Genomic DNA, 17728 nt, shown 5'->3' with positions numbered 1-17728 from the left:
ATTGAAATATGCTTTATTATTTACAGTAATAGCGATATAATTCGTTCATATATAAGAAAGGAATTTAATTATGTGTGGAATTACAGGATTCATAAATGATTCAATGGGTGCTGATGAAAAACGCCCCATTTTAACTAAAATGATGGATGCAATTAAACACCGGGGTCCTGACAGCGGTGGTCAAGCAGTTGACGAAAATATTGCTCTTGGGATGCGGCGGTTAAGCATCATTGATGTCCACGAAGGTAAGCAACCAATTTATAATGAAGATCAGTCAAAGGTCATCACATTTAACGGTGAAATCTACAACTTTCAAGAACTCCGTGATGCCCTTGTTGCTGCCGGACATGAATTTACAACGCATACCGATACAGAAGTTATTCTTCACGGGTATGAAGAATACGGAACCGACATCTTAAAAAAACTTCGCGGAATGTTTGCATTTGTAATTTATGATTTTAAAACAAAGGAACTTTTCGGTGCACGGGATCCATTTGGAATCAAGCCGTTTTACTATACCCAAATGGGTGATACCTTTATGTATGGTTCTGAAATCAAGAGTTTCCTGCATCATCCTGACTTCAAGAAAGAGCTTAACAAACAAGCCTTGAAGCCATTCATGACATTTCAATATTCTGCATTGAACGAAACATTCTTCAAGGGAGTATACAAATTAAAGGAAGGTCATTACTTTATCTATCGTGATGGGACAATGGATATTCACCAATACTTTGATTATAAAGCTCATCCTTCAAACGAATCGCTCAATGAAATTACCGATGAAATTGATAATGCCGTTGTTGAATCAGTAAAAGCCCATTCAATTACTGATAAGGAAGTTAAAACCGGTGCTTTCCTTTCAAGTGGAGTTGACTCAAGCTACGTTGCTTCTGTTCTTAAGCCACATACAACATACTCTGTTGGTTTTGATCGTGGAAAAGTTAACGAAATCAATGACGCCGAGGACTTGGCAAAAGAATTAGGAACCAACATGAAGTCGGAAACAATTGACGCAAACGACGCATTTAGTCACTTTGCTCAGATTCAATACTTCCTTGATGAACCAGATTCAAACTTCTCATGCATTCCGTTGTTCTTCTTGTCAAAACTTGCTGCTAAGGATGTCAAGGTCGTTATGAGCGGTGAAGGAGCTGATGAGTTATTCGGGGGCTACCAAGCATATGGTTTCTGGACTAAGTCGCGGATGATTCGGTTAATTGCTGAAGCATTGAAGAAGTTACCTCGGAAAACCCGGAAAAAAATCGCCGATTCGATTCGCGACAAGAATTTCCGTGGAAAAACTCACATATACACATCAATCGCCCCTGCTGAAGATTTCTTCATTGGTGATTCACGGGTCTTTGAACCGGAAGAAGCAACTGAATTCTTGCAAGATGATTATCAAGATGCACCAACGATTCAACAAATCATTGGTCCAACATATGAAAAGGTTGAAGACCAAACGGCTGAAATTCGGAAGATGCAATACCTTGACTTGCATCACTTCATGCCCGGCGATATCTTATTGAAAGCCGATAAGATGACAATGGCCGCTTCACTTGAAGCCCGGGTTCCAATCCTTGATACTGAAGTTGCTAAAGTTTCAGAAAAGGTTCCGACTAAGTATATGATCAACTCAAAGAACACGAAGTACGCATTCCGGCAAGCTGCTAAACGCCACTTACCAAAAGAATGGTATAACCGTGAAAAACTTGGTTTCCCAACCCCTATTCGGGACTGGTTACACGAAGAAAAGTACTACAAGATCGTGCGGGATGAATTCTCACAAGATTACGTTAAGGAATTCTTCAAGCAAGACAAATTGCTTAAGATGCTCGATGATTACTATGCTGGTAAAAACGACAGTCGAAAGCAAATTTGGAATGTTTACACATTCTTGACATGGTACAAAGTATACTTCATCAATGATGGCGAAAAACCAGCTGTTGAAGAAATTTAAGATTGATAATTACTAAAAGAGGTTGCGACATAGAAAACGCAACCTCTTTTAATATCCATATTCAATTTAAACAAAAAAGACTGCGATCATAAATTCACAGTCTTTTTATTTATATCAATTAATAATCAATTATTTAATTGATGGTGTACCAAGCCAGCCGATGATTTCCTTAACTGTATCAACGATTGCTTGTGTACCAGGAGCAAGTAACTTACGAGGATCGTAACCTTTACCTTCTTCGTCCTTACCTGCTTCAATGTACTTACGAGTTGCAGCAGCAAAGGCAAGTTGGTTTTCTGTGTTGATATTAACCTTTGAAACACCCATGCTGATTGCTTTTTCAATTTGTTCTTGAGGGATACCTGAGCCACCGTGTAATACTAATGGTGTATCAACAGCGTCTGCAATTTCCTTCAAACGATCGAAGTTAAGACCTTGCCAGTTTTCTGGGTACTTGCCGTGAATGTTACCAATTCCACATGCTAAGTAGTCAACACCTGTTGCAGCCATTGTCTTAGCTTCTTCAACACTAGCTAATTCGCCGGCACCTGTGATACCATCTTCTGTACCACCAATTGAACCAACTTCAGCTTCAACAGAAATGCCGCGTTCGTGAGCTAACTTAACAATTTCTTTTGTCTTTTCTAAGTTTTCTTCGAATGGTAAGTCATGGCCATCAAACATAACTGATGAGTAACCAGCCTTGATGCATTCCTTAGCAGCTTCATAGTTACCGTGGTCTAAGTGCATGATAACTGGAACTGTAATGTTCATGACACGCATTTCGTTTTCTACTAAGTTCTTAACTAACTTATAGTCACCCATGTACTTAGCAGCACCCATTGAGCATTGAATTAAAACAGGTGTGTTTGTTTCTTGGGCAGCTTGAAGAATTGCGCGTGTCCATTCCAAGTTATTTGTGTTGAACGCACCAACAGCGTAATGACCTTTACGAGCATCGTTGTAAATTGCGTTACCGTTTACGAATACTGACATAAAACAGCCTCCTAAAAATATACATGTAATTACTCTTATGAGTACGCCATTATTTTACCACATAACTTTTTCATTTACCATACGGCTATTAGGGTATATTTATACAGGTATCATCCTAACTTTTTAAAATATTTTATGATTATTCAGCTATTAAAAAGCCCCACTGTATGAACATAAATGAGGAAACGTTATCTAGCACAAAGTAATCTAGTAAAAGTTATTATGAAATCTCCGACTCTATGTGCAATATATGGTCAATAATTTTTGATTAAATTTTCAGCAGATAATATTCAGATAAGTTAAAAAGTTAAGTATCCTAATTAAAGGACATATCTGAAAGCTTATCTTCGGTCAAACTCTTAACCCCTTACAATTTATCATTGTTGAGCAGACATTTAACGATCATATTTCATCTTTAAGCAACGTGATTTTCATGCAAAATATTCTCGACTACTTTCTCCATTTCAGGAGTTCGTTTCCACTCTTCAAAGTGATCAAAGTTTTCTGCGGGCATTTCAAAATTTTCATTGATATAATTTTCGTATTCAATCACATTTTTCGAGCGTGGAATATTTAACTGAATAATCCTTACTTCTTTAATAAATCCACGCATCGCAGCCAGTTCAGCGCGTCCGTTTTGAACAATGTTTGAAATTTCAAAATACCGTGAACCGTCATTTCGTGTAATTTCTTCTATTAACGTTAATGTTTCATGGCTTTTCATTTTAATGCCTCCATTTAATTTCTGCTTCCAGTGTACACAAAAACATTCAAATAAAAAAGAGGCTATGACAACTGTCACAACCTCGGCATAAGAGAGAAAGAGAATTGATTAGAAGGTAAATTATTAAATACCTTACATTGATAATATATATCATTATGTAAGCGTTGTCAATAATAAAATAAAAAATTTTTGATTTTAAATTTTGGTTGTATTTTTGAACTTAATATTCTCTTTCAAATCTTTTCATATTATAATGAAAACATAAGGGAGGGATCATATGATTAACCATAAACAATTTAAACTCAGCGTTATTCTTGGAATCATTATTTTCGGTATTCAGCTTTTAATCGGGCTAAATCCGCATACCGGACTTTACCGCCAAATCCATCCCATTTTCACGCTTTTTAAAACCGAATTATGGTATATTCCGATCCTATATATTGTTTTAAAGCTTTTTGTGATTTGTGCAATTATTTATTTAATTTTTCGAGTTATTAATTATTTCTTAAATTATTTTCGAAGTTAAAAAAGGTTGCGTCATAACTAAGACGCAACCTTTTTATTATATTCAAATTTTCCTATTATGCTTTCTTCTTTCCCATTTTCTTTAATCCAGGAATCAATAACATTACAACAAAGCTTAATAGATACATAACCGATAAGAACCCCATCACAACGTTCATCGAATATTTACTCATCAAAAAGCCAATCACAATCGTTGAAAAACTGCCAACTGCCTTTCCAACGTTCATAATCAAGTTATTCGCTGTTGCAGAAATGTCAGCAGGATACAGGTAAGTCATGATTGCTCCGTAACCACCATACATTCCGTTGGCAAAGAATCCAACAACCGCTCCTAAAATAACCAGTTCAATCATGTTACGAGCCTGAATCAATGCATAAATTACAAACGCAGCTCCAATCAAAAAACAGCCAAACGATTTTCGGGGACCAAAATAATCTAAAATATTGCCGAAAACAAGCATCCCTATACACATCCCAATGATTGTTGCAACCATCCACAACGAGGATCCCCGAACAGTGATTCCCAGCTGTTTTTGTACAATAGTTGGAAGCCAGTTCATTAAACCATAGTAACCACCAGTTTGAACAATCAGCATAAAAATCAGACCAATCGTTTGCCCTGCAAGTTGGGGTGTCTCAAATAAACGTGAAAAAGAAACTTTCGGTTTGTCATTTTTCTTTTGATTATTCAAAAATGCCGGACTTTCCTTTAAATTACGCCGAATAAAGAATGCCAAAATTACTGGGAATACACCAACCAAGAACAGAACGTGCCAACCAAAGTGAGGTAAAATTAATGCTGATAAAATAGCAGCAATGATTCCACCAAGTTGACCGCCAATACTTGCAATTGCCGTTACTCGACCATACATTTTCGATGAGAAATATTCGCCAATCATTGCCATGCCGGCACCATACTCTCCTCCTTCACCGAATCCTACAAGGAAACGCAATATGCATACCATCGTAAAATTATTAGCAAAGTACATCAGCGCTGTTGCACCGGCAAAAATAAAGATTGTATATGAAAAAATCTTTACTCGACCATACTTATCACTTAAAATCCCAAAAACTAATCCTCCAAGCAGCATTCCCAAATTCGTAATTGTATTAATCATTCCTGCTTGAGTCGTTGAAATTCCAAGACTTGCAATTACTGAAGTTAATGCAAACGACATGAAATTAAAATCCATGTTTTCAAAAGAAAAACCAGCCGCAGTGGATGCAATTACGCGTTTTTGATCCTTACTGAGACTGGTCGGTTTTGAGTTATTCATCAATATCTTCCTCCAAAATTAATGCTCACTGGCATTTTTTATTTTGACTTAAGTCATACTAAAATTTAATTTTACCCTTTTTATCAAAAAAATCAATTGCTTTTTTCATTTAATTTTATCTCCATAGAACTAAAAAAGGACTTGTTAAAATAACAAGTCCTTCTACTTCTAAATTCAATTAAGCATTTTGCTCTTTTTGTTCTGCTTTTTCTTCTTGCTGACGTTCAATTTTTTCTTCGTCAGATTCCTTTTCCATAATTCGGTTATATTTCTTCTTTAAAATCAAGAGAAGAATACATGCAACAATGTAAAATCCAGCTGCAATGTAATATGCGATTGCATATCCTGATGGATCTTTTAATAAGAAGAGGGAGGTGAATAACCCAACTCCGATTCCGACAACTGCATTGACAATTGTGGTCAATGAACTAAATGCAGGCCGTAAGTTTTTCGGAACAAGAGCCATTTGCAATGATTGTTGCACAGGCATTGCAGCGTTGGCGAGCCCGGAACGTAAGAATAATACAATCCCGATTGCAATTGCCACGTTGCTACCGAAGATGTTCCCCTTCGCCATCAGTAGCATCAATGGTGTACATGATAATGTCATGACTGAAATCGAAACGATTGATCCAAATTTCTTTTCAAGCCATGGTGCAAATGTATACCCAATCAACATCGCAAAAGTTTGCAAAGTAATGATCGTTGAAACGGTTCCCCGTTGAATATGTAAGAAGTTGTTCAGGTAAATTGGGAAGTATGGTGTTATCAAGTATGCCCCTACCCGAATCAATGCAAGGAATGTAACAAATAAAACAATGTCTTTTTGCGCCAGCATCTTAAAGTTAACGGCCTTTTTGGCTTTCCGTTCTTTAAGTTCAGCTTCGGTTTCAGTGTAGTCGCTTGGACGTTCCTTTAATAATAATGAACAAATAAATGCTAATACTGTAAACCCTATTGCAATATAAATTACCGATTTGTATGAGGTAATATAATTATGTAATGTGCTTCCTGTCATATGAGCTTGGTGGCCAGATAGAATTGAAGCTTTTCCATAACTGATGCCCATAATCTTACTAAAGACCCAAACAACAATCTTTCCTCCAAAGAAGGTCACGATCGCTTGAGTAACCAAATTAGTAATCATAACAGCTGACATCATAAATGTCCGAATCTTACGCGGAACATAAACCGAATACATCAGTGGGTACATAAAATCGTAAATCCCGACCCCTGCTGTCAATAATGCATACGAAATTGCAATAATCTGCGTATTTTCAGTAAAAATCATCGCTAACATCGTTGCAATCGTTAAAATTGGCGCCACAACTAAAACTTTTTTATATCCGGTTTTATGAATGTAAATCAACATAATCGCCATTAAAACTGATCCAATTGCGGTATAAATATTTAACCCAGTAACGACTTTTGGTGCTGCAAGGTCAAGATATGAAACCAAAGTATTATTGGTGATTCCGGTTACGGCACCTAATAATCCATAAATTACAATGTATACAAAACAGTTCCGTTTATACCGTGCTTCCCAATGCAGCGACGGATCATTTAATGCTGGCATTCCTGACATTTCGCCATCTCCTTTAATCAAACGTTAAATTTAGTATACCATTCTTTTTAATCATTTTATAATCTTTTTGACATATTTTTATCATATTCGATTCATTAATTTATTAAAATCTTTTAATTGCGGGCTTTGTTAATATTTAATTTATTATTTGACCTTTTTTGACCAAAGGATTAAAATGTAATCAATCGGTTTTGTGTGCTAAACTCAAACTAGTTACTTTATTTTAAGGAGGCAAATTCTCATGAATTTAGTTCCAACAGTTATTGAACAATCTGGTCAAGGCGAACGCGCTTATGATATTTATTCACGTTTGTTAAAAGACCGGATCATTATGGTATCAGGTGAAATCAATGACGACATGGCCAATGCCATCATTGCCCAATTACTTTTCCTTGATGCTCAAGATTCAGAAAAAGATATTTACATGTACATCAACTCCCCCGGTGGTTCTGTTTCAGCTGGGCTTGCAATTTACGACACAATGAACTTCGTTAACGCTGACGTTCAAACAATCGTAATGGGAATGGCTGCATCAATGGCATCAATTCTTGCAACCGCTGGAGCAAAAGGTAAACGGTTTGCATTACCAAATTCCGAAATTATGATTCACCAACCGCTCGGTGGTGCGCAGGGTCAATCAACTGAAATTCAAATTGCAGCAGAACATATCCTTAAGACCCGCAAGTTGATCAACCAAATTCTTGCTGACCACACTGGTCAATCAATCAAGAAAATCAACGCTGACACTGACCGTGATAACTTCATGACTGCTCAAGAAGCCGTTGATTATGGTTTGATCGATGGAATCATGGAAAACAAGAAGAAAATGAAATAGGCTTTACCTAATGAAAAAAGCATCTTTTCGGAAATTATCCGAAAAGATGCTTTTATTTTTTCCTAATTTTTATATCCCACAGATATTTACAATATGCAACCATACTTTCAACAATAATACACAAGAAGTAAATCGTGAAAAGCATTACCAAGAAAATCGTGAACACATCACTTAATCCCAAATTGGGAAACGGGTAATCTGAACCGCTATAAACCAACCAAATAAAAAAGCAGTCAAATAGTAATATAACGATAAACATAAAAACATAATCTTTATTGGAATCGGCAACATCTTTTAAATTGGCAGAATCTTCAAATTCATTCAAATCAACATGACGGTTAAGCAGATACCATCCAACGGCAACCAAAGCAGCAAGAAGCCCAAACCACCAATGAAATTCGCATTCAAACGAATTTAACCATTGTGTTAGTGCTGGCGTTTTCGTTGCAATCGAATACTGATATGGGGTAACCCACGAAATTAATTCATCCCAGCAAATTAGAATTATAACAATGCCTAGGACAATCAAATTGTAAATCAGCATTTTCTTAGAAGTTTTCGCCGATGCGTGAAATTTTACAAATCGATGTTCTTGCGTATCATAATAAATCAGAATTGAATGTTTTTTCTTTTCGCCCTGAACACTCATCCGCCCGTACTTTAGAAAACGGGTAAACTTCAAATCTTTAACCTTCATTGTTTCTCCCCCTCTTTTTTTAATTTTAACATTAAAAAAACTTCCTTCCGATTAATTTCGGAAGGAAGTTTTTGATTACTGATTCCATGCATTCTTAAGTTTTTGAGCATTTTGCTTAATTAGTTGATTCCGATTATTATTCGGATGAGTTAAAATATCCTGCATGATTTGATTCAGTTGAACAAACGCAGTATTTGAGTTTTTAACGACTGGCATTGTAAACATGTTTTTAGTTGATTTAGATACAACTTGCGGGACCTTTGTTCCAGCTAAATTCTTATAACTATTGCTCTTCAAAACTTGATTATTAACCGGCATATATCCTGTTGTCTTAGCCCAATATAACTGTTGTTTTGGTTCAGTTAGAAACTTTATGTATTCAAATGCTGCCGTACGTTGAGCTTTGCTAGCGTGCTTGAACATATAGATGTCAGTTCCCTGTTGCAAGTTATTCTTGCTTGGACGTGCAGCAACTGCATAATTGGCATGGGTCGGCTTAATGTATTGCTCTGATGATGATGAGCCAACAAACATTGCAACCTTGCCGTTCGTAAATGGAAGGTACATGTACTTTTGCGCACCAGCAATTTGGAAATAGCCATCCTTAATTCCATCAGCATAATAATTAATAACTTTCTTTGAATCCTTAGAATTAAAATTAAGCTTTGATGTGAATGAATCGCCATAGCCCTTCATTCCAATTACATAATAATTATTTAACGCGTCAAAGCCGGCTCCGACAACTTTATGACCAGACTTCTCATAAATTTCTTTTGAAGCTTGTTTTAACTGAGCCATCGTCTTTGGAACCTTAACGCCATATTTGTTCAAGATATCTGGATTATAAAACAAAATTTCCGTGGACTTGTTAAACGGAACCCCGTATTGTTTTCCTTTGATAGTTGCTCCTTCAAGGAACGGCTTGGCAATGTTCGACCGTTGAATTGAACCAAAACCAATCTTTGAATTATCAAAATATGGTTTTAAATTTACTAATTGACCATCAGTTGCCGCCGTGTAAAGCCATTGCGGATATGCTTGAGTGATCGTTGGCAAATTTGAAGGATTTTGCATTGTAGAATTCAATTTTCCTTGCAAAGCTGAATAATCGCCCTGGCTTTCAATTTTAACTTCAACATTCGGATGCGTTTTTTCAAAATCATTTGTCATTTGTTTTAACGCATTAGCCGCACTGCCACTCATTGCATTCCAAAACGTAATCGTTACTTTTTTCTTGGTTTTAGCCGAACTATCTGCATTGATAAGCGGAATGTTCGTTCCTTGAAAAGAGCCAAATGCTATAAAAAACGTTAGTAATGCGACTGATATCCTAAAAATCGTTCTTAACCACGAAATTTTCCTTTTCATAATATATAAATCTCCTTATATAAAGAATACATGATTAAGTATACAACTTATTCCAACAATCGAAGAACTAATCTAAAAAATTTAATCAAGTTAAAGAAAAAAGTGCGTATATTTTTTAGATATCCATAAAAAAAGATTGTGTTCTCCACAATCTTTCATTTCAAATATTAAAGTTTTATGCATTTTCTCCAGGTTCAGATGCAATAATCTGCATTTTCCCATAAAGTGTCCATTGTTTAACATTAAATGGCAAAATAAAATGCATTCCCTTTTTCAAGTCATACTTCGTTCCATCAACCTCAATTTGACCTTCGCCATCAAGGACTGACCCCAAGGTATACGGAGCTTGCCCGCGATTAAATGTTCCTTGCCCACCATTTATTTTCCACTCATAAACTGCGAAAAATTGTGTCGCTACAAATTGAGTTACCGCTACATCACCGATCTGATAATGCTTTTGATTTAATTGCGGATCATGATGTGGAATCATTGCACAATCAATTGATTGTTGGATATGCAAAGCACGTTTTTTGCCCGTTGAAGCGTCAATCCTGTCAAAATCATACATCCGATATGTGGTATCAGAACTTTGCTGAGTTTCAAGTACCATAATTCCTTTTCCAACCGCATGAACGGTTCCGCTTGGAACATAAAGAAAATCGCCTGCATGCACTGGAACTTTCCGCAGTAATTTGTCCCACTCGCCCTTTTGAATCATCGCTGCAAATTCTTCACGTGTCTTAGCGTTATGACCATAGTACATCATTGCGCCTTCATCAGCTTTAATCACGTACCAGCATTCAGTTTTTCCTAATTCATGCTCGTGTTTTGCAGCGTATGCGTTGTCTGGATGAACCTGAACGGATAAGTCGGTTTTAGCATCTAAAATTTTCGTTAGTAATGGGAAAACATCTCCGTTTGCATTTCCAAAAACCTCACGATGATCCTTCCATACTTGATCAAGGGTTAACCCTTGATATTTCCCATTTTCAACTGTTGCAGGGCCATGCGGATGAGCTGAAATTGCCCAGCATTCCCCAGTATGATTGCTTGGGATTTGATAACCAAATTCAGTTGCTAAACGATTCCCGCCCCACATTTTCTCTTGAAAATACGGCTTTAAAAACATTGGTTCTGCCATCTATCATTCCTTCTTATCTGATAAAACTCAGTTATATTTTATCAGGATTAGCATTTTGTGTAAACGTTTTCTATTTGATAAAATCAGCAATCAACTGATCCCGCATATCAAGAAAAGTTTGGTTATCAGCTTGAGGATGCACGCGATTCGTTAACACTATCAATCCTTCTTGAAGCTGTTTGCTTAATATAATATACGTTCCTGTATAGCCTGTATGATAGATCCATGGAGTACCATCTGGTGAAAACCGCAGATCCCATCCTAAAGAGCGCCCTAAATGATGGGTTGTCCAATCCTTAAAAAGGGAGTCAATGGTTGCGCGCTGAAGAAGTTCATGTGAAGTTATTCCTAAGATCCACTGCGCAAATTTAATTACATCGTTTAATGTCATAAAAAGCCCGGCTGATCCACAATGTTCTTTTAAAATAAACGCCTTGGGATCGTGCACTTCACCTTGGATCACCCCGCGATCAGAAGTTACCTCGGTTGGAACGCAGTTTTCTTTAACGGGAGTAAAAGTACTTTCTGTCAAGCCAAGCGGAATTAAAACTTCATCATGAATCACTTGTTGAACTGGTACATGATAAAATTTTTCAATAATCTGGCCCAACATAATCAATCCGACATCCGTATACACGACTTTTTTATCGAACCATTCAGCAACTGTTAAAGAATCAATTGCCCTTATCAATTTATCAGGCGGTAATTGATTGCGATGCGGGATATACCCTGAAATTGCTGAGGTATGCGTTAATAAGTGACGCAGAGTAACCCGCTCATCTTTAAAATCACAAATTAAATCCGCTACCCGATCATCAAGACTAACTTTTCCCTCTTCAATCATCTTCAAAATCATCGTTGTTGTCCCGACAACTTTGGTTAACGAAGCCATATCATACAGCATTCCCCATTTAAGCGGTTTAGTTACCGGAACGGTTTCTGCATTGCCATAGACCATCGTTTCAACTTGGCCATCATGCAAATGTGCATATGATACTCCCGGAACAACCCCTGCATTAACCATTTGTATCATTCTTGCTTTAACCGCGCTTGCTTTCATTCGGATCCTCCTGTTTTAATTGGTTTATATATCTAATTTTGAATTCACCCTGTTCATAATCGACTAAACTTGCCCGCGAATTATCAACTAAAAATAACGGGACTTCGCCATATAAACTTTCAATGAAGTTTGACAAGATTAATCCATGCGTAACGATTAAAACATTGCATTCGTGATCCTGATATTCATCACCAATCATTCTTAATGCCCGTCGAAAGCGAATATTTAGCTGCGCAGAATTTTCAATTTCCTCCGTTCCGTCCATCGTTCGAAAAAGACGAATCAATTCACTTACATGTTCTTCATTCAAAAATGCACGAATGATTTTCTTTAATCCTAAAGTACGCAAAGCTTGCGGAATCAATTTTACATTTTTAGCCTCTTCAAATTGACCAAAACTCATTTCCCGCAAATCAGGGTCACAATAAACTGGCGGAATTTTTCGCTGATTTTCTTCTAAAATATACTTAGCCGTCGCTTGCGTCCGTTTCAAGTCACTAGTATAAACTGCTCGGAATTCAATATTCTGTAATTCGCGTCCTAATCGTTTAGCCATTCGAATTCCTTTACGCGTTAAAGGGGAGTCAGTAATGCCTTGTAAACGTGCCACTCGATTTAATTTCGTTTGCCCGTGACGGACAAGATAAAAATGAACCGTTGCCATCTTAACTCTCCTTTCTTTAATCTATTTTTAATTATAAACGATTAACCGCGATTTTATGAATAAACTTAATTATCTTTTTGGAGACTTTCCTGTTAAAATGAAAGTATATCCATTGAGAGAGAAGGCTTCATGTTGATCGAGTTTGAATTCGAACCAATTTATGATGTGCTAAAGCGAATCGAAACACATCCCGAACTGATAATCGCAATCAAGTCACCATACAAAAACGTTGTCCGGGTCTTCATTCCTGATACGACTCCGGTTGAACACGCCGATTTTTATTTTCCATCAAATAAACTGATGGTTAACCGTCTCCCCAATGAATTTATCAAATCGCATCCAAACTTATTTGCAGATTACTGGGAAGCAACTGGTAAAATCCGTCCTAATTTTGATGAAGTTTGGGCAACCACCGCCCATTTAACAAAAGAAAAGGCCTATTTAGTTGAATTATCATTTGAATAGAAATGAAATAAAGGATGTAACTGACTTTCAAGTCGTTACATCCTTTATTTAGTCATCTAAATCTTCTTCGATCTTTAACCCGTATAAATCATTTACCGGTAACTGATTTTCAACCGGGTGAACAACTACTAGCGCAACTGCTCCTTTACTTGACACATATCCTGCAAAATTGGTTATCTCCTCAACTTGATATACGATTCCGTCTGTGTTGTAAACATACTGTCCAATTGTTGGAAGAATTTCAAATTCTACCTTATTCATTCGATAATAATCATTATGGACCGTGTCATGCATGACAATTAAAACCTTATGCATTTCTCAATCCCCTTTTCATCCTTTGAATTCATTATACCGAATTAGGCCTTTTTTTAAAGAAAAAATTTATTGTTATCCCTCAAATTATCCCTTGACATCTAAATTAAAATTTAATACGATAGGTTAGTCAGGTTTATTGGGTATTAGCCAAATTGGTAAGGCAGAGGACTCTGAATCCTTAATGTACTGGTTCGAATCCAGTATACCCAATTAATATTTATTCGTTCCGTTATGTCAGGCTTAACTATCCTTGATATAACGGCTTTTTTATTATCTTAGTGGTTTCATTTATTTTCATAGAATATCATAGTTTTTCACTATAAACCTAGCCAAAACTTAGCCAAAAAATCTTGACCAAGGATATAATGCTGCTAGCAATTAAACTAATAGTTTTTTAGCTTCATTAAAAAAAAAACGCCCGAATGAATTGGCTAAGTTCAAACGGACGACTTCTTTATATACGCGCACTAGCTAGCAACCTTTTAGTGCTTGTTCAACCAATGCGTAAATAAAGCTACCAAGCACCCGACAAGCGTTGGTGCAAGGATATATTTAGTGATAAAAAGCAATGTAGCCACCCCCCTTTCAGAGGCTAGTTGCCAATTGCTATTATACACTATGAAAAAATTATGTTATAATCTAACTGTGATAAAAAGCAATATAGATTCCTAACTGCCGGCTAACAGTTAGGTTTTTATTTTACATATATTGTTTAAACAAGGTACACCCTAATTGAACAGATTCGATAAAAACAAAACCTAGCATTTTTACTAGGTTTCTTTTAAAATCAACAATGTGTAATCTACATGTTTAATCTATATAATAAGGAGCCTCAAAATGAAAATCGGATACGCTCATGTTTCAACTACTGATCAAAATTTAGACCGTCAACTCGAACAGCTTCAAAAAGCAGACTGCAAAAAAATCTTCCAAGAAAAAATATCTGGAAAAAATACTAATCGCCCACAATTACAAGCGATGCTTGATTTTATTCGTGAGGACGATGAAGTCGTTGTGATTAGTATGGATCGTTTAGGACGCAATAGTCGTGATATTTCTAATATCATCGAACAAATTAAACAAAAAGGAGCAACGATTAATATTTTGGATCTCCCTTCTTTTGAAGGTATCAAAGACCGCAATTTGAAAAACTTATTAACGAATCTTGTCTTAGAAATCCAAAAATACACCGCTGAACAGGAACGTAAAACTATTCTTGAACGTCAAAAGCAAGGGATTAAACTTGCCAAGGAACGTGGTGTTTACAAAGGCGGTGTCGTTCAATACTCAAAAGATAGCAAAGATCCTAAAAGACGTCTAATTTATAATACTGTTGTTGAACTGCTTAAAAGAAAAGCAAATGGAGAGCCAATTACTATCAAGCAGATTGCCGATCAAGTTGGAATTACAAGAAATACTGTTTATCGTATAAAAAATGAAATTGAGAATAAAGCTAGTAAGAATATAAAGCAATAAATTATCCTAGACTTAAACTTTTTAATTTTCCATTTCTTTTAAATGTTTCGCAACCAATTTCATTCGTTCATCATCTTTGATTCCAACCCCATACCACTCTTCTTTTGAAAAGCCATAGAGTTGTCGATATTGCTCACTGTATTTCTTTAAGTAATATCCTTGAACAATATCTTGTTTGTAGATATATAGGCCCGCATACATAATGCATGCCATCAAAAGTGGACAAGTGTCGACTGTTAAAGCGCCAATCAAATCTTGGTAACCGGTAATAACTGATTTAATCAAAATCCAAACTGCTGCTAAAATTAACACATATTTTGAAATAAAGTTCGTGATTTTTTCTGCCTTCGACAAAACATCGTTCCTTTTCCCATGATTATAAAGCGTGATAATAATATTTTGATTTAATTTATGGTTAATAAGCCAGTACAAGAAAATAATTAAAGCCACATAAAAATATTCCATGAATACGGAATTTAAAGCTGAACCGGTTGCCGAAAGGAATGCCATCACTCCACAAATACAAAACCAGCTTAAAGCTCCTAAAATTCGAGTAGTATAGCTGTATTCCCGATTAATCTTTCGTTTACTGTACTGTACTTTACAAAAGACACTTTCCAATATAAAAATCATTGAAAATGTCAAAGTAATATAAAATAATGCGTTAAATATACTATTACTCCAAAAGAGTTTATCTGAAAATGCTGATGGTCCTCCATGATTTTTAAAGAATTCAACAAATTTAATCACCAAAGGTCCTAAAAGGAATGTAAAAATTTTTCCTTCTAACCTTCCGTTATCTTGTTTATTACTTGATTCTTTTAAAGACTTTATTACAAACTTTTTATCAACTAAATTCTGACTTTCTTCAAATGAAGCCCCGTATAATTTTTTACTCTTCATCATCCCTGATTCCCTTTACATCCTTTTCAATTTTCTTTTTTAATTTCCGCTCTTCTTCATTTTGTTTCAAATGCTTTTCGATCGTCTTCATTCGGTTCCAATCATCTACTTTATCGCCATACCATTCATCCTTCGAATAGCCATAAAGTTGTCGATATTGTTCACTGTATTTTTTCAAATAATAACCTTCAAGCGTCTTTTCAAAATATATCCATAATCCAAACCACCAAAAAGCCATAATAAACAAGGGTGCAATGGCCGTTAATAAAGCACCTTGAATGTTTTTTAATCCTGAAAATAAACCTTTAACTACAAAAAGAATTGCTCCTAATACGATAATATTTTTTGAGATCCAATCCGTAAATTTATTAACTTTCATTGCGCGTTGATTTTGATAGGCTCTTCCATACAGAACAGTCATTTCTTCTCTATATAGTTTCACCATCACTTTATAACTAATAACAACGCAAAGGATTATATATAAAAATTCAAATATTACTGAATGCAAAAAAGCGGCTGTATTCGGTAACATTATTATTGCTATAAAAATACATGATATTCCCAATCCAACGATTATTTTTTGATTAAAATCATAGTCCCTTAAAAATTTAGTTTTTCGAATTTTTATCTTACCAATCAAGGCATACAGGATAAATCCCAAAGTCAAAACCCAATTACATATAATCCAAAAATCAAAAGTCCTTTGTGACCAAAGGAGTTCTTTATTAAAAGCAGAATTAGTACATGTATCTGGGCCTAACAACAAAATAGAAATAGTTCCAATTAATATCGATACCATTTCGCCCCAAAAACGATTCCGATCTTGTTTATTACTTGATACTTTTAATGCTTCTTCAACATATGATTCATCAACTAATTTTCGGCTTTCCTCAAAGGTAGCATCTAAAACTGTTCTATCCTTCATCACTTTCAGTCCCTTTTACCTCCTTTTCAATTTTCTTTTTTAATTTCCGCTCTTCTTCATTTTGTTTTAAATGCTTTTCGATTGTCTTCATTCGGTTCCAATCATCTACTTTATCGCCATACCATTCATCCTTCGAATAGCCATAAAGTTGTCGATATTGTTCACTGTATTTTTTCAAATAGTAACCTTCAAGCGTCTTTTCAAAATATATCCATAATCCAAACCACCAACAAGCCATACAAAATAACGGTCCAAATGCCCCAATTAACATTCCTTGGAGATTTCCTAATCCTGAAAATAAACCTTTAACTACAAAAAGAATTGCTCCTAATACAATAATATTTTTTGAGATCCAATCCGTAAATTTATTAGCTTTCATTGCGCGCTGATTCTGATAGGCTCTTCCATATAAAACAGCCATTTCTTCTCTATATAGTTTCACTATTACTTTATAACTAATAACAACGCTAAGGATTACATACAAAAATTCAAATATTACTGAATGTAAAAATGATACCGTTAATGGTAACATTGCTATTGCTCCAAAAGAGCAAGATATTCCAGTTCCCATAATCATTTTCTGATTGAAATCATAGTCCCTTAAAAATTTAGTTTTTCGAATTTTTATCTTACCAATCAACGCATATAGGATAAACCCCAAAGTCAAAATCAAATTACATGCAATCCAAAAATTAAAAGTAGACTGCGACCAAATAAGTTTCTTATCTAAAAGGCTATTAATTCCTGATCCATGTGAACACCACTTAAATCCAACCAAGACAATTGTACCTACTAAAATCGCTACCATCTCA

At 35.6% G+C, this 17728-nt stretch carries 19 protein-coding genes and 1 tRNA gene; 6 read left to right on the top strand and 14 right to left on the bottom strand.

What is annotated here, in order from left to right:
* The first annotated feature begins 70 nt into the window (after positions 1-70).
* Positions 71-1960 carry an asparagine synthase (glutamine-hydrolyzing) gene (gene asnB, locus FC64_RS04925; protein ID WP_057906817.1) on the top strand — a complete coding sequence of 630 codons (1890 nt, stop codon included), beginning with the start codon at positions 71-73 and terminating at the stop codon, positions 1958-1960.
* A gap of 129 nt (positions 1961-2089) precedes the next feature.
* On the opposite strand, the gene fba is transcribed toward asnB, so the two are convergent.
* Both fba and FC64_RS04915 read right to left on the bottom strand, forming a co-directional pair.
* Positions 2090-2956: a class II fructose-1,6-bisphosphate aldolase gene (gene fba / locus FC64_RS04920; RefSeq protein ID WP_057906816.1), complete on the bottom strand. Its 867-nt coding sequence runs from the start codon at positions 2954-2956 to the stop codon at positions 2090-2092.
* A gap of 415 nt (positions 2957-3371) precedes the next feature.
* Positions 3372-3680, bottom strand: a complete 309-nt coding sequence (locus tag FC64_RS04915) for a hypothetical protein (protein ID WP_057906815.1) — start codon at positions 3678-3680, stop codon at positions 3372-3374.
* A 277-nt stretch (positions 3681-3957) separates the two neighbouring features.
* On the opposite strand from FC64_RS04915, the gene FC64_RS04910 reads away from it, so the two are divergent.
* Complete coding sequence (locus FC64_RS04910) at positions 3958-4206, top strand: hypothetical protein (protein WP_057906814.1); 249 nt, start codon at positions 3958-3960, stop codon at positions 4204-4206.
* Between the two features lie 55 nt (positions 4207-4261).
* Here the strand turns inward: FC64_RS04910 and FC64_RS04905 are convergent, their stop codons facing one another.
* Together FC64_RS04905 and FC64_RS04900 are read right to left on the bottom strand one after the other, a co-directional pair.
* Complete coding sequence (locus FC64_RS04905; RefSeq protein WP_081035643.1) at positions 4262-5482, bottom strand: MFS transporter; 1221 nt, start codon at positions 5480-5482, stop codon at positions 4262-4264.
* Between the two features lie 178 nt (positions 5483-5660).
* Complete coding sequence (locus FC64_RS04900) at positions 5661-7067, bottom strand: MFS transporter (RefSeq protein WP_057906812.1); 1407 nt, start codon at positions 7065-7067, stop codon at positions 5661-5663.
* A 241-nt stretch (positions 7068-7308) separates the two neighbouring features.
* Between FC64_RS04900 and clpP the strand changes: the two genes are divergently transcribed.
* Positions 7309-7902 (top strand): ATP-dependent Clp endopeptidase proteolytic subunit ClpP, encoded by a 594-nt coding sequence (clpP, locus tag FC64_RS04895; RefSeq protein WP_057827673.1) that lies wholly within the window; start codon positions 7309-7311, stop codon positions 7900-7902.
* 52 nt (positions 7903-7954) lie between these two features.
* On the opposite strand, the gene FC64_RS04890 is transcribed toward clpP, so the two are convergent.
* From FC64_RS04890 to FC64_RS04870, 5 genes are all read right to left on the bottom strand, one after another.
* On the bottom strand, positions 7955-8599 hold the full coding sequence (locus tag FC64_RS04890; RefSeq protein WP_057906811.1) for a hypothetical protein: 645 nt from the start codon (positions 8597-8599) through the stop codon (positions 7955-7957).
* 75 nt (positions 8600-8674) lie between these two features.
* On the bottom strand, positions 8675-9967 hold the full coding sequence (locus FC64_RS04885; RefSeq protein ID WP_235804839.1) for an extracellular solute-binding protein: 1293 nt from the start codon (positions 9965-9967) through the stop codon (positions 8675-8677).
* A gap of 175 nt (positions 9968-10142) precedes the next feature.
* A complete protein-coding gene (gene manA, locus FC64_RS04880; protein WP_057906809.1) occupies positions 10143-11108 on the bottom strand; it encodes a mannose-6-phosphate isomerase, class I in 966 nt (321 codons plus the stop codon).
* 70 nt (positions 11109-11178) lie between these two features.
* Positions 11179-12168, bottom strand: coding sequence for a serine hydrolase domain-containing protein (locus tag FC64_RS04875; protein WP_057906808.1), 990 nt, complete (start codon positions 12166-12168; stop codon positions 11179-11181).
* Positions 12149-12832 carry a histidine phosphatase family protein gene (locus FC64_RS04870; protein ID WP_057906807.1) on the bottom strand — a complete coding sequence of 228 codons (684 nt, stop codon included), beginning with the start codon at positions 12830-12832 and terminating at the stop codon, positions 12149-12151. The genes FC64_RS04875 and FC64_RS04870 overlap by 20 nt, the downstream gene beginning before the upstream one ends.
* A 129-nt stretch (positions 12833-12961) precedes the next feature.
* Here FC64_RS04870 and FC64_RS04865 point away from each other — a divergent pair, with 129 nt between their 5' ends.
* On the top strand, positions 12962-13297 hold the full coding sequence (locus FC64_RS04865; protein ID WP_057906806.1) for a hypothetical protein: 336 nt from the start codon (positions 12962-12964) through the stop codon (positions 13295-13297).
* 48 nt (positions 13298-13345) lie between these two features.
* Here FC64_RS04865 and FC64_RS04860 read toward each other — a convergent pair whose 3' ends face one another.
* A complete protein-coding gene (locus tag FC64_RS04860) occupies positions 13346-13612 on the bottom strand; it encodes a hypothetical protein (RefSeq protein ID WP_057906805.1) in 267 nt (88 codons plus the stop codon).
* Between the two features lie 137 nt (positions 13613-13749).
* On the opposite strand from FC64_RS04860, the gene FC64_RS04855 reads away from it, so the two are divergent.
* Positions 13750-13822 (top strand) — tRNA-Gln (locus tag FC64_RS04855).
* A 272-nt stretch (positions 13823-14094) separates the two neighbouring features.
* Here FC64_RS04855 and FC64_RS07405 read toward each other — a convergent pair.
* Complete coding sequence (locus tag FC64_RS07405) at positions 14095-14190, bottom strand: type I toxin-antitoxin system Fst family toxin (protein ID WP_235804838.1); 96 nt, start codon at positions 14188-14190, stop codon at positions 14095-14097.
* Between the two features lie 259 nt (positions 14191-14449).
* Here FC64_RS07405 and FC64_RS04850 point away from each other — a divergent pair, with 259 nt between their 5' ends.
* Positions 14450-15088: a recombinase family protein gene (locus FC64_RS04850; RefSeq protein WP_057906804.1), complete on the top strand. Its 639-nt coding sequence runs from the start codon at positions 14450-14452 to the stop codon at positions 15086-15088.
* 21 nt (positions 15089-15109) lie between these two features.
* Here the strand turns inward: FC64_RS04850 and FC64_RS04845 are convergent, their stop codons facing one another.
* The 3 genes from FC64_RS04845 to FC64_RS04835 all read right to left on the bottom strand — a co-directional run.
* Complete coding sequence (locus FC64_RS04845; RefSeq protein WP_057906803.1) at positions 15110-15994, bottom strand: hypothetical protein; 885 nt, start codon at positions 15992-15994, stop codon at positions 15110-15112.
* A complete protein-coding gene (locus tag FC64_RS04840; RefSeq protein WP_202987265.1) occupies positions 15981-16919 on the bottom strand; it encodes a hypothetical protein in 939 nt (312 codons plus the stop codon). Before FC64_RS04840 ends, FC64_RS04845 begins: the two co-directional genes overlap by 14 nt.
* Positions 16906-17728: hypothetical protein (locus tag FC64_RS04835; RefSeq protein WP_202987264.1), on the bottom strand; the 823-nt coding region annotated here is incomplete at its 5' end. The genes FC64_RS04840 and FC64_RS04835, both read right to left, overlap by 14 nt.

The sequence above is a fragment of the Ligilactobacillus araffinosus DSM 20653 genome (assembly GCF_001435375.1).
In the GTDB taxonomy this organism is placed as follows: domain Bacteria; phylum Bacillota; class Bacilli; order Lactobacillales; family Lactobacillaceae; genus Ligilactobacillus; species Ligilactobacillus araffinosus.
This window is presented reverse-complemented; position numbering and strand designations above follow the sequence as displayed.

Bases quoted from the DNA above. Each gene is read 5' to 3' on its own strand.
- asnB (WP_057906817.1), top strand. From the start codon at position 71: ATGTGTGGAATTACAGGATTCATAAATGATTCAATGGGTGCTGATGAA.
- fba (WP_057906816.1), bottom strand. From the start codon at position 2,956: ATGTCAGTATTCGTAAACGGTAACGCAATTTACAACGATGCTCGTAAA.
- FC64_RS04915 (WP_057906815.1), bottom strand. From the start codon at position 3,680: ATGAAAAGCCATGAAACATTAACGTTAATAGAAGAAATTACACGAAAT.
- FC64_RS04910 (WP_057906814.1), top strand. From the start codon at position 3,958: ATGATTAACCATAAACAATTTAAACTCAGCGTTATTCTTGGAATCATT.
- FC64_RS04905 (WP_081035643.1), bottom strand. From the start codon at position 5,482: ATGAATAACTCAAAACCGACCAGTCTCAGTAAGGATCAAAAACGCGTA.
- FC64_RS04900 (WP_057906812.1), bottom strand. From the start codon at position 7,067: ATGTCAGGAATGCCAGCATTAAATGATCCGTCGCTGCATTGGGAAGCA.
- clpP (WP_057827673.1), top strand. From the start codon at position 7,309: ATGAATTTAGTTCCAACAGTTATTGAACAATCTGGTCAAGGCGAACGC.
- FC64_RS04890 (WP_057906811.1), bottom strand. From the start codon at position 8,599: ATGAAGGTTAAAGATTTGAAGTTTACCCGTTTTCTAAAGTACGGGCGG.
- FC64_RS04885 (WP_235804839.1), bottom strand. From the start codon at position 9,967: ATGAAAAGGAAAATTTCGTGGTTAAGAACGATTTTTAGGATATCAGTC.
- manA (WP_057906809.1), bottom strand. From the start codon at position 11,108: ATGGCAGAACCAATGTTTTTAAAGCCGTATTTTCAAGAGAAAATGTGG.
- FC64_RS04875 (WP_057906808.1), bottom strand. From the start codon at position 12,168: ATGAAAGCAAGCGCGGTTAAAGCAAGAATGATACAAATGGTTAATGCA.
- FC64_RS04870 (WP_057906807.1), bottom strand. From the start codon at position 12,832: ATGGCAACGGTTCATTTTTATCTTGTCCGTCACGGGCAAACGAAATTA.
- FC64_RS04865 (WP_057906806.1), top strand. From the start codon at position 12,962: ATGTTGATCGAGTTTGAATTCGAACCAATTTATGATGTGCTAAAGCGA.
- FC64_RS04860 (WP_057906805.1), bottom strand. From the start codon at position 13,612: ATGCATAAGGTTTTAATTGTCATGCATGACACGGTCCATAATGATTAT.
- FC64_RS04850 (WP_057906804.1), top strand. From the start codon at position 14,450: ATGAAAATCGGATACGCTCATGTTTCAACTACTGATCAAAATTTAGAC.
- FC64_RS04845 (WP_057906803.1), bottom strand. From the start codon at position 15,994: ATGATGAAGAGTAAAAAATTATACGGGGCTTCATTTGAAGAAAGTCAG.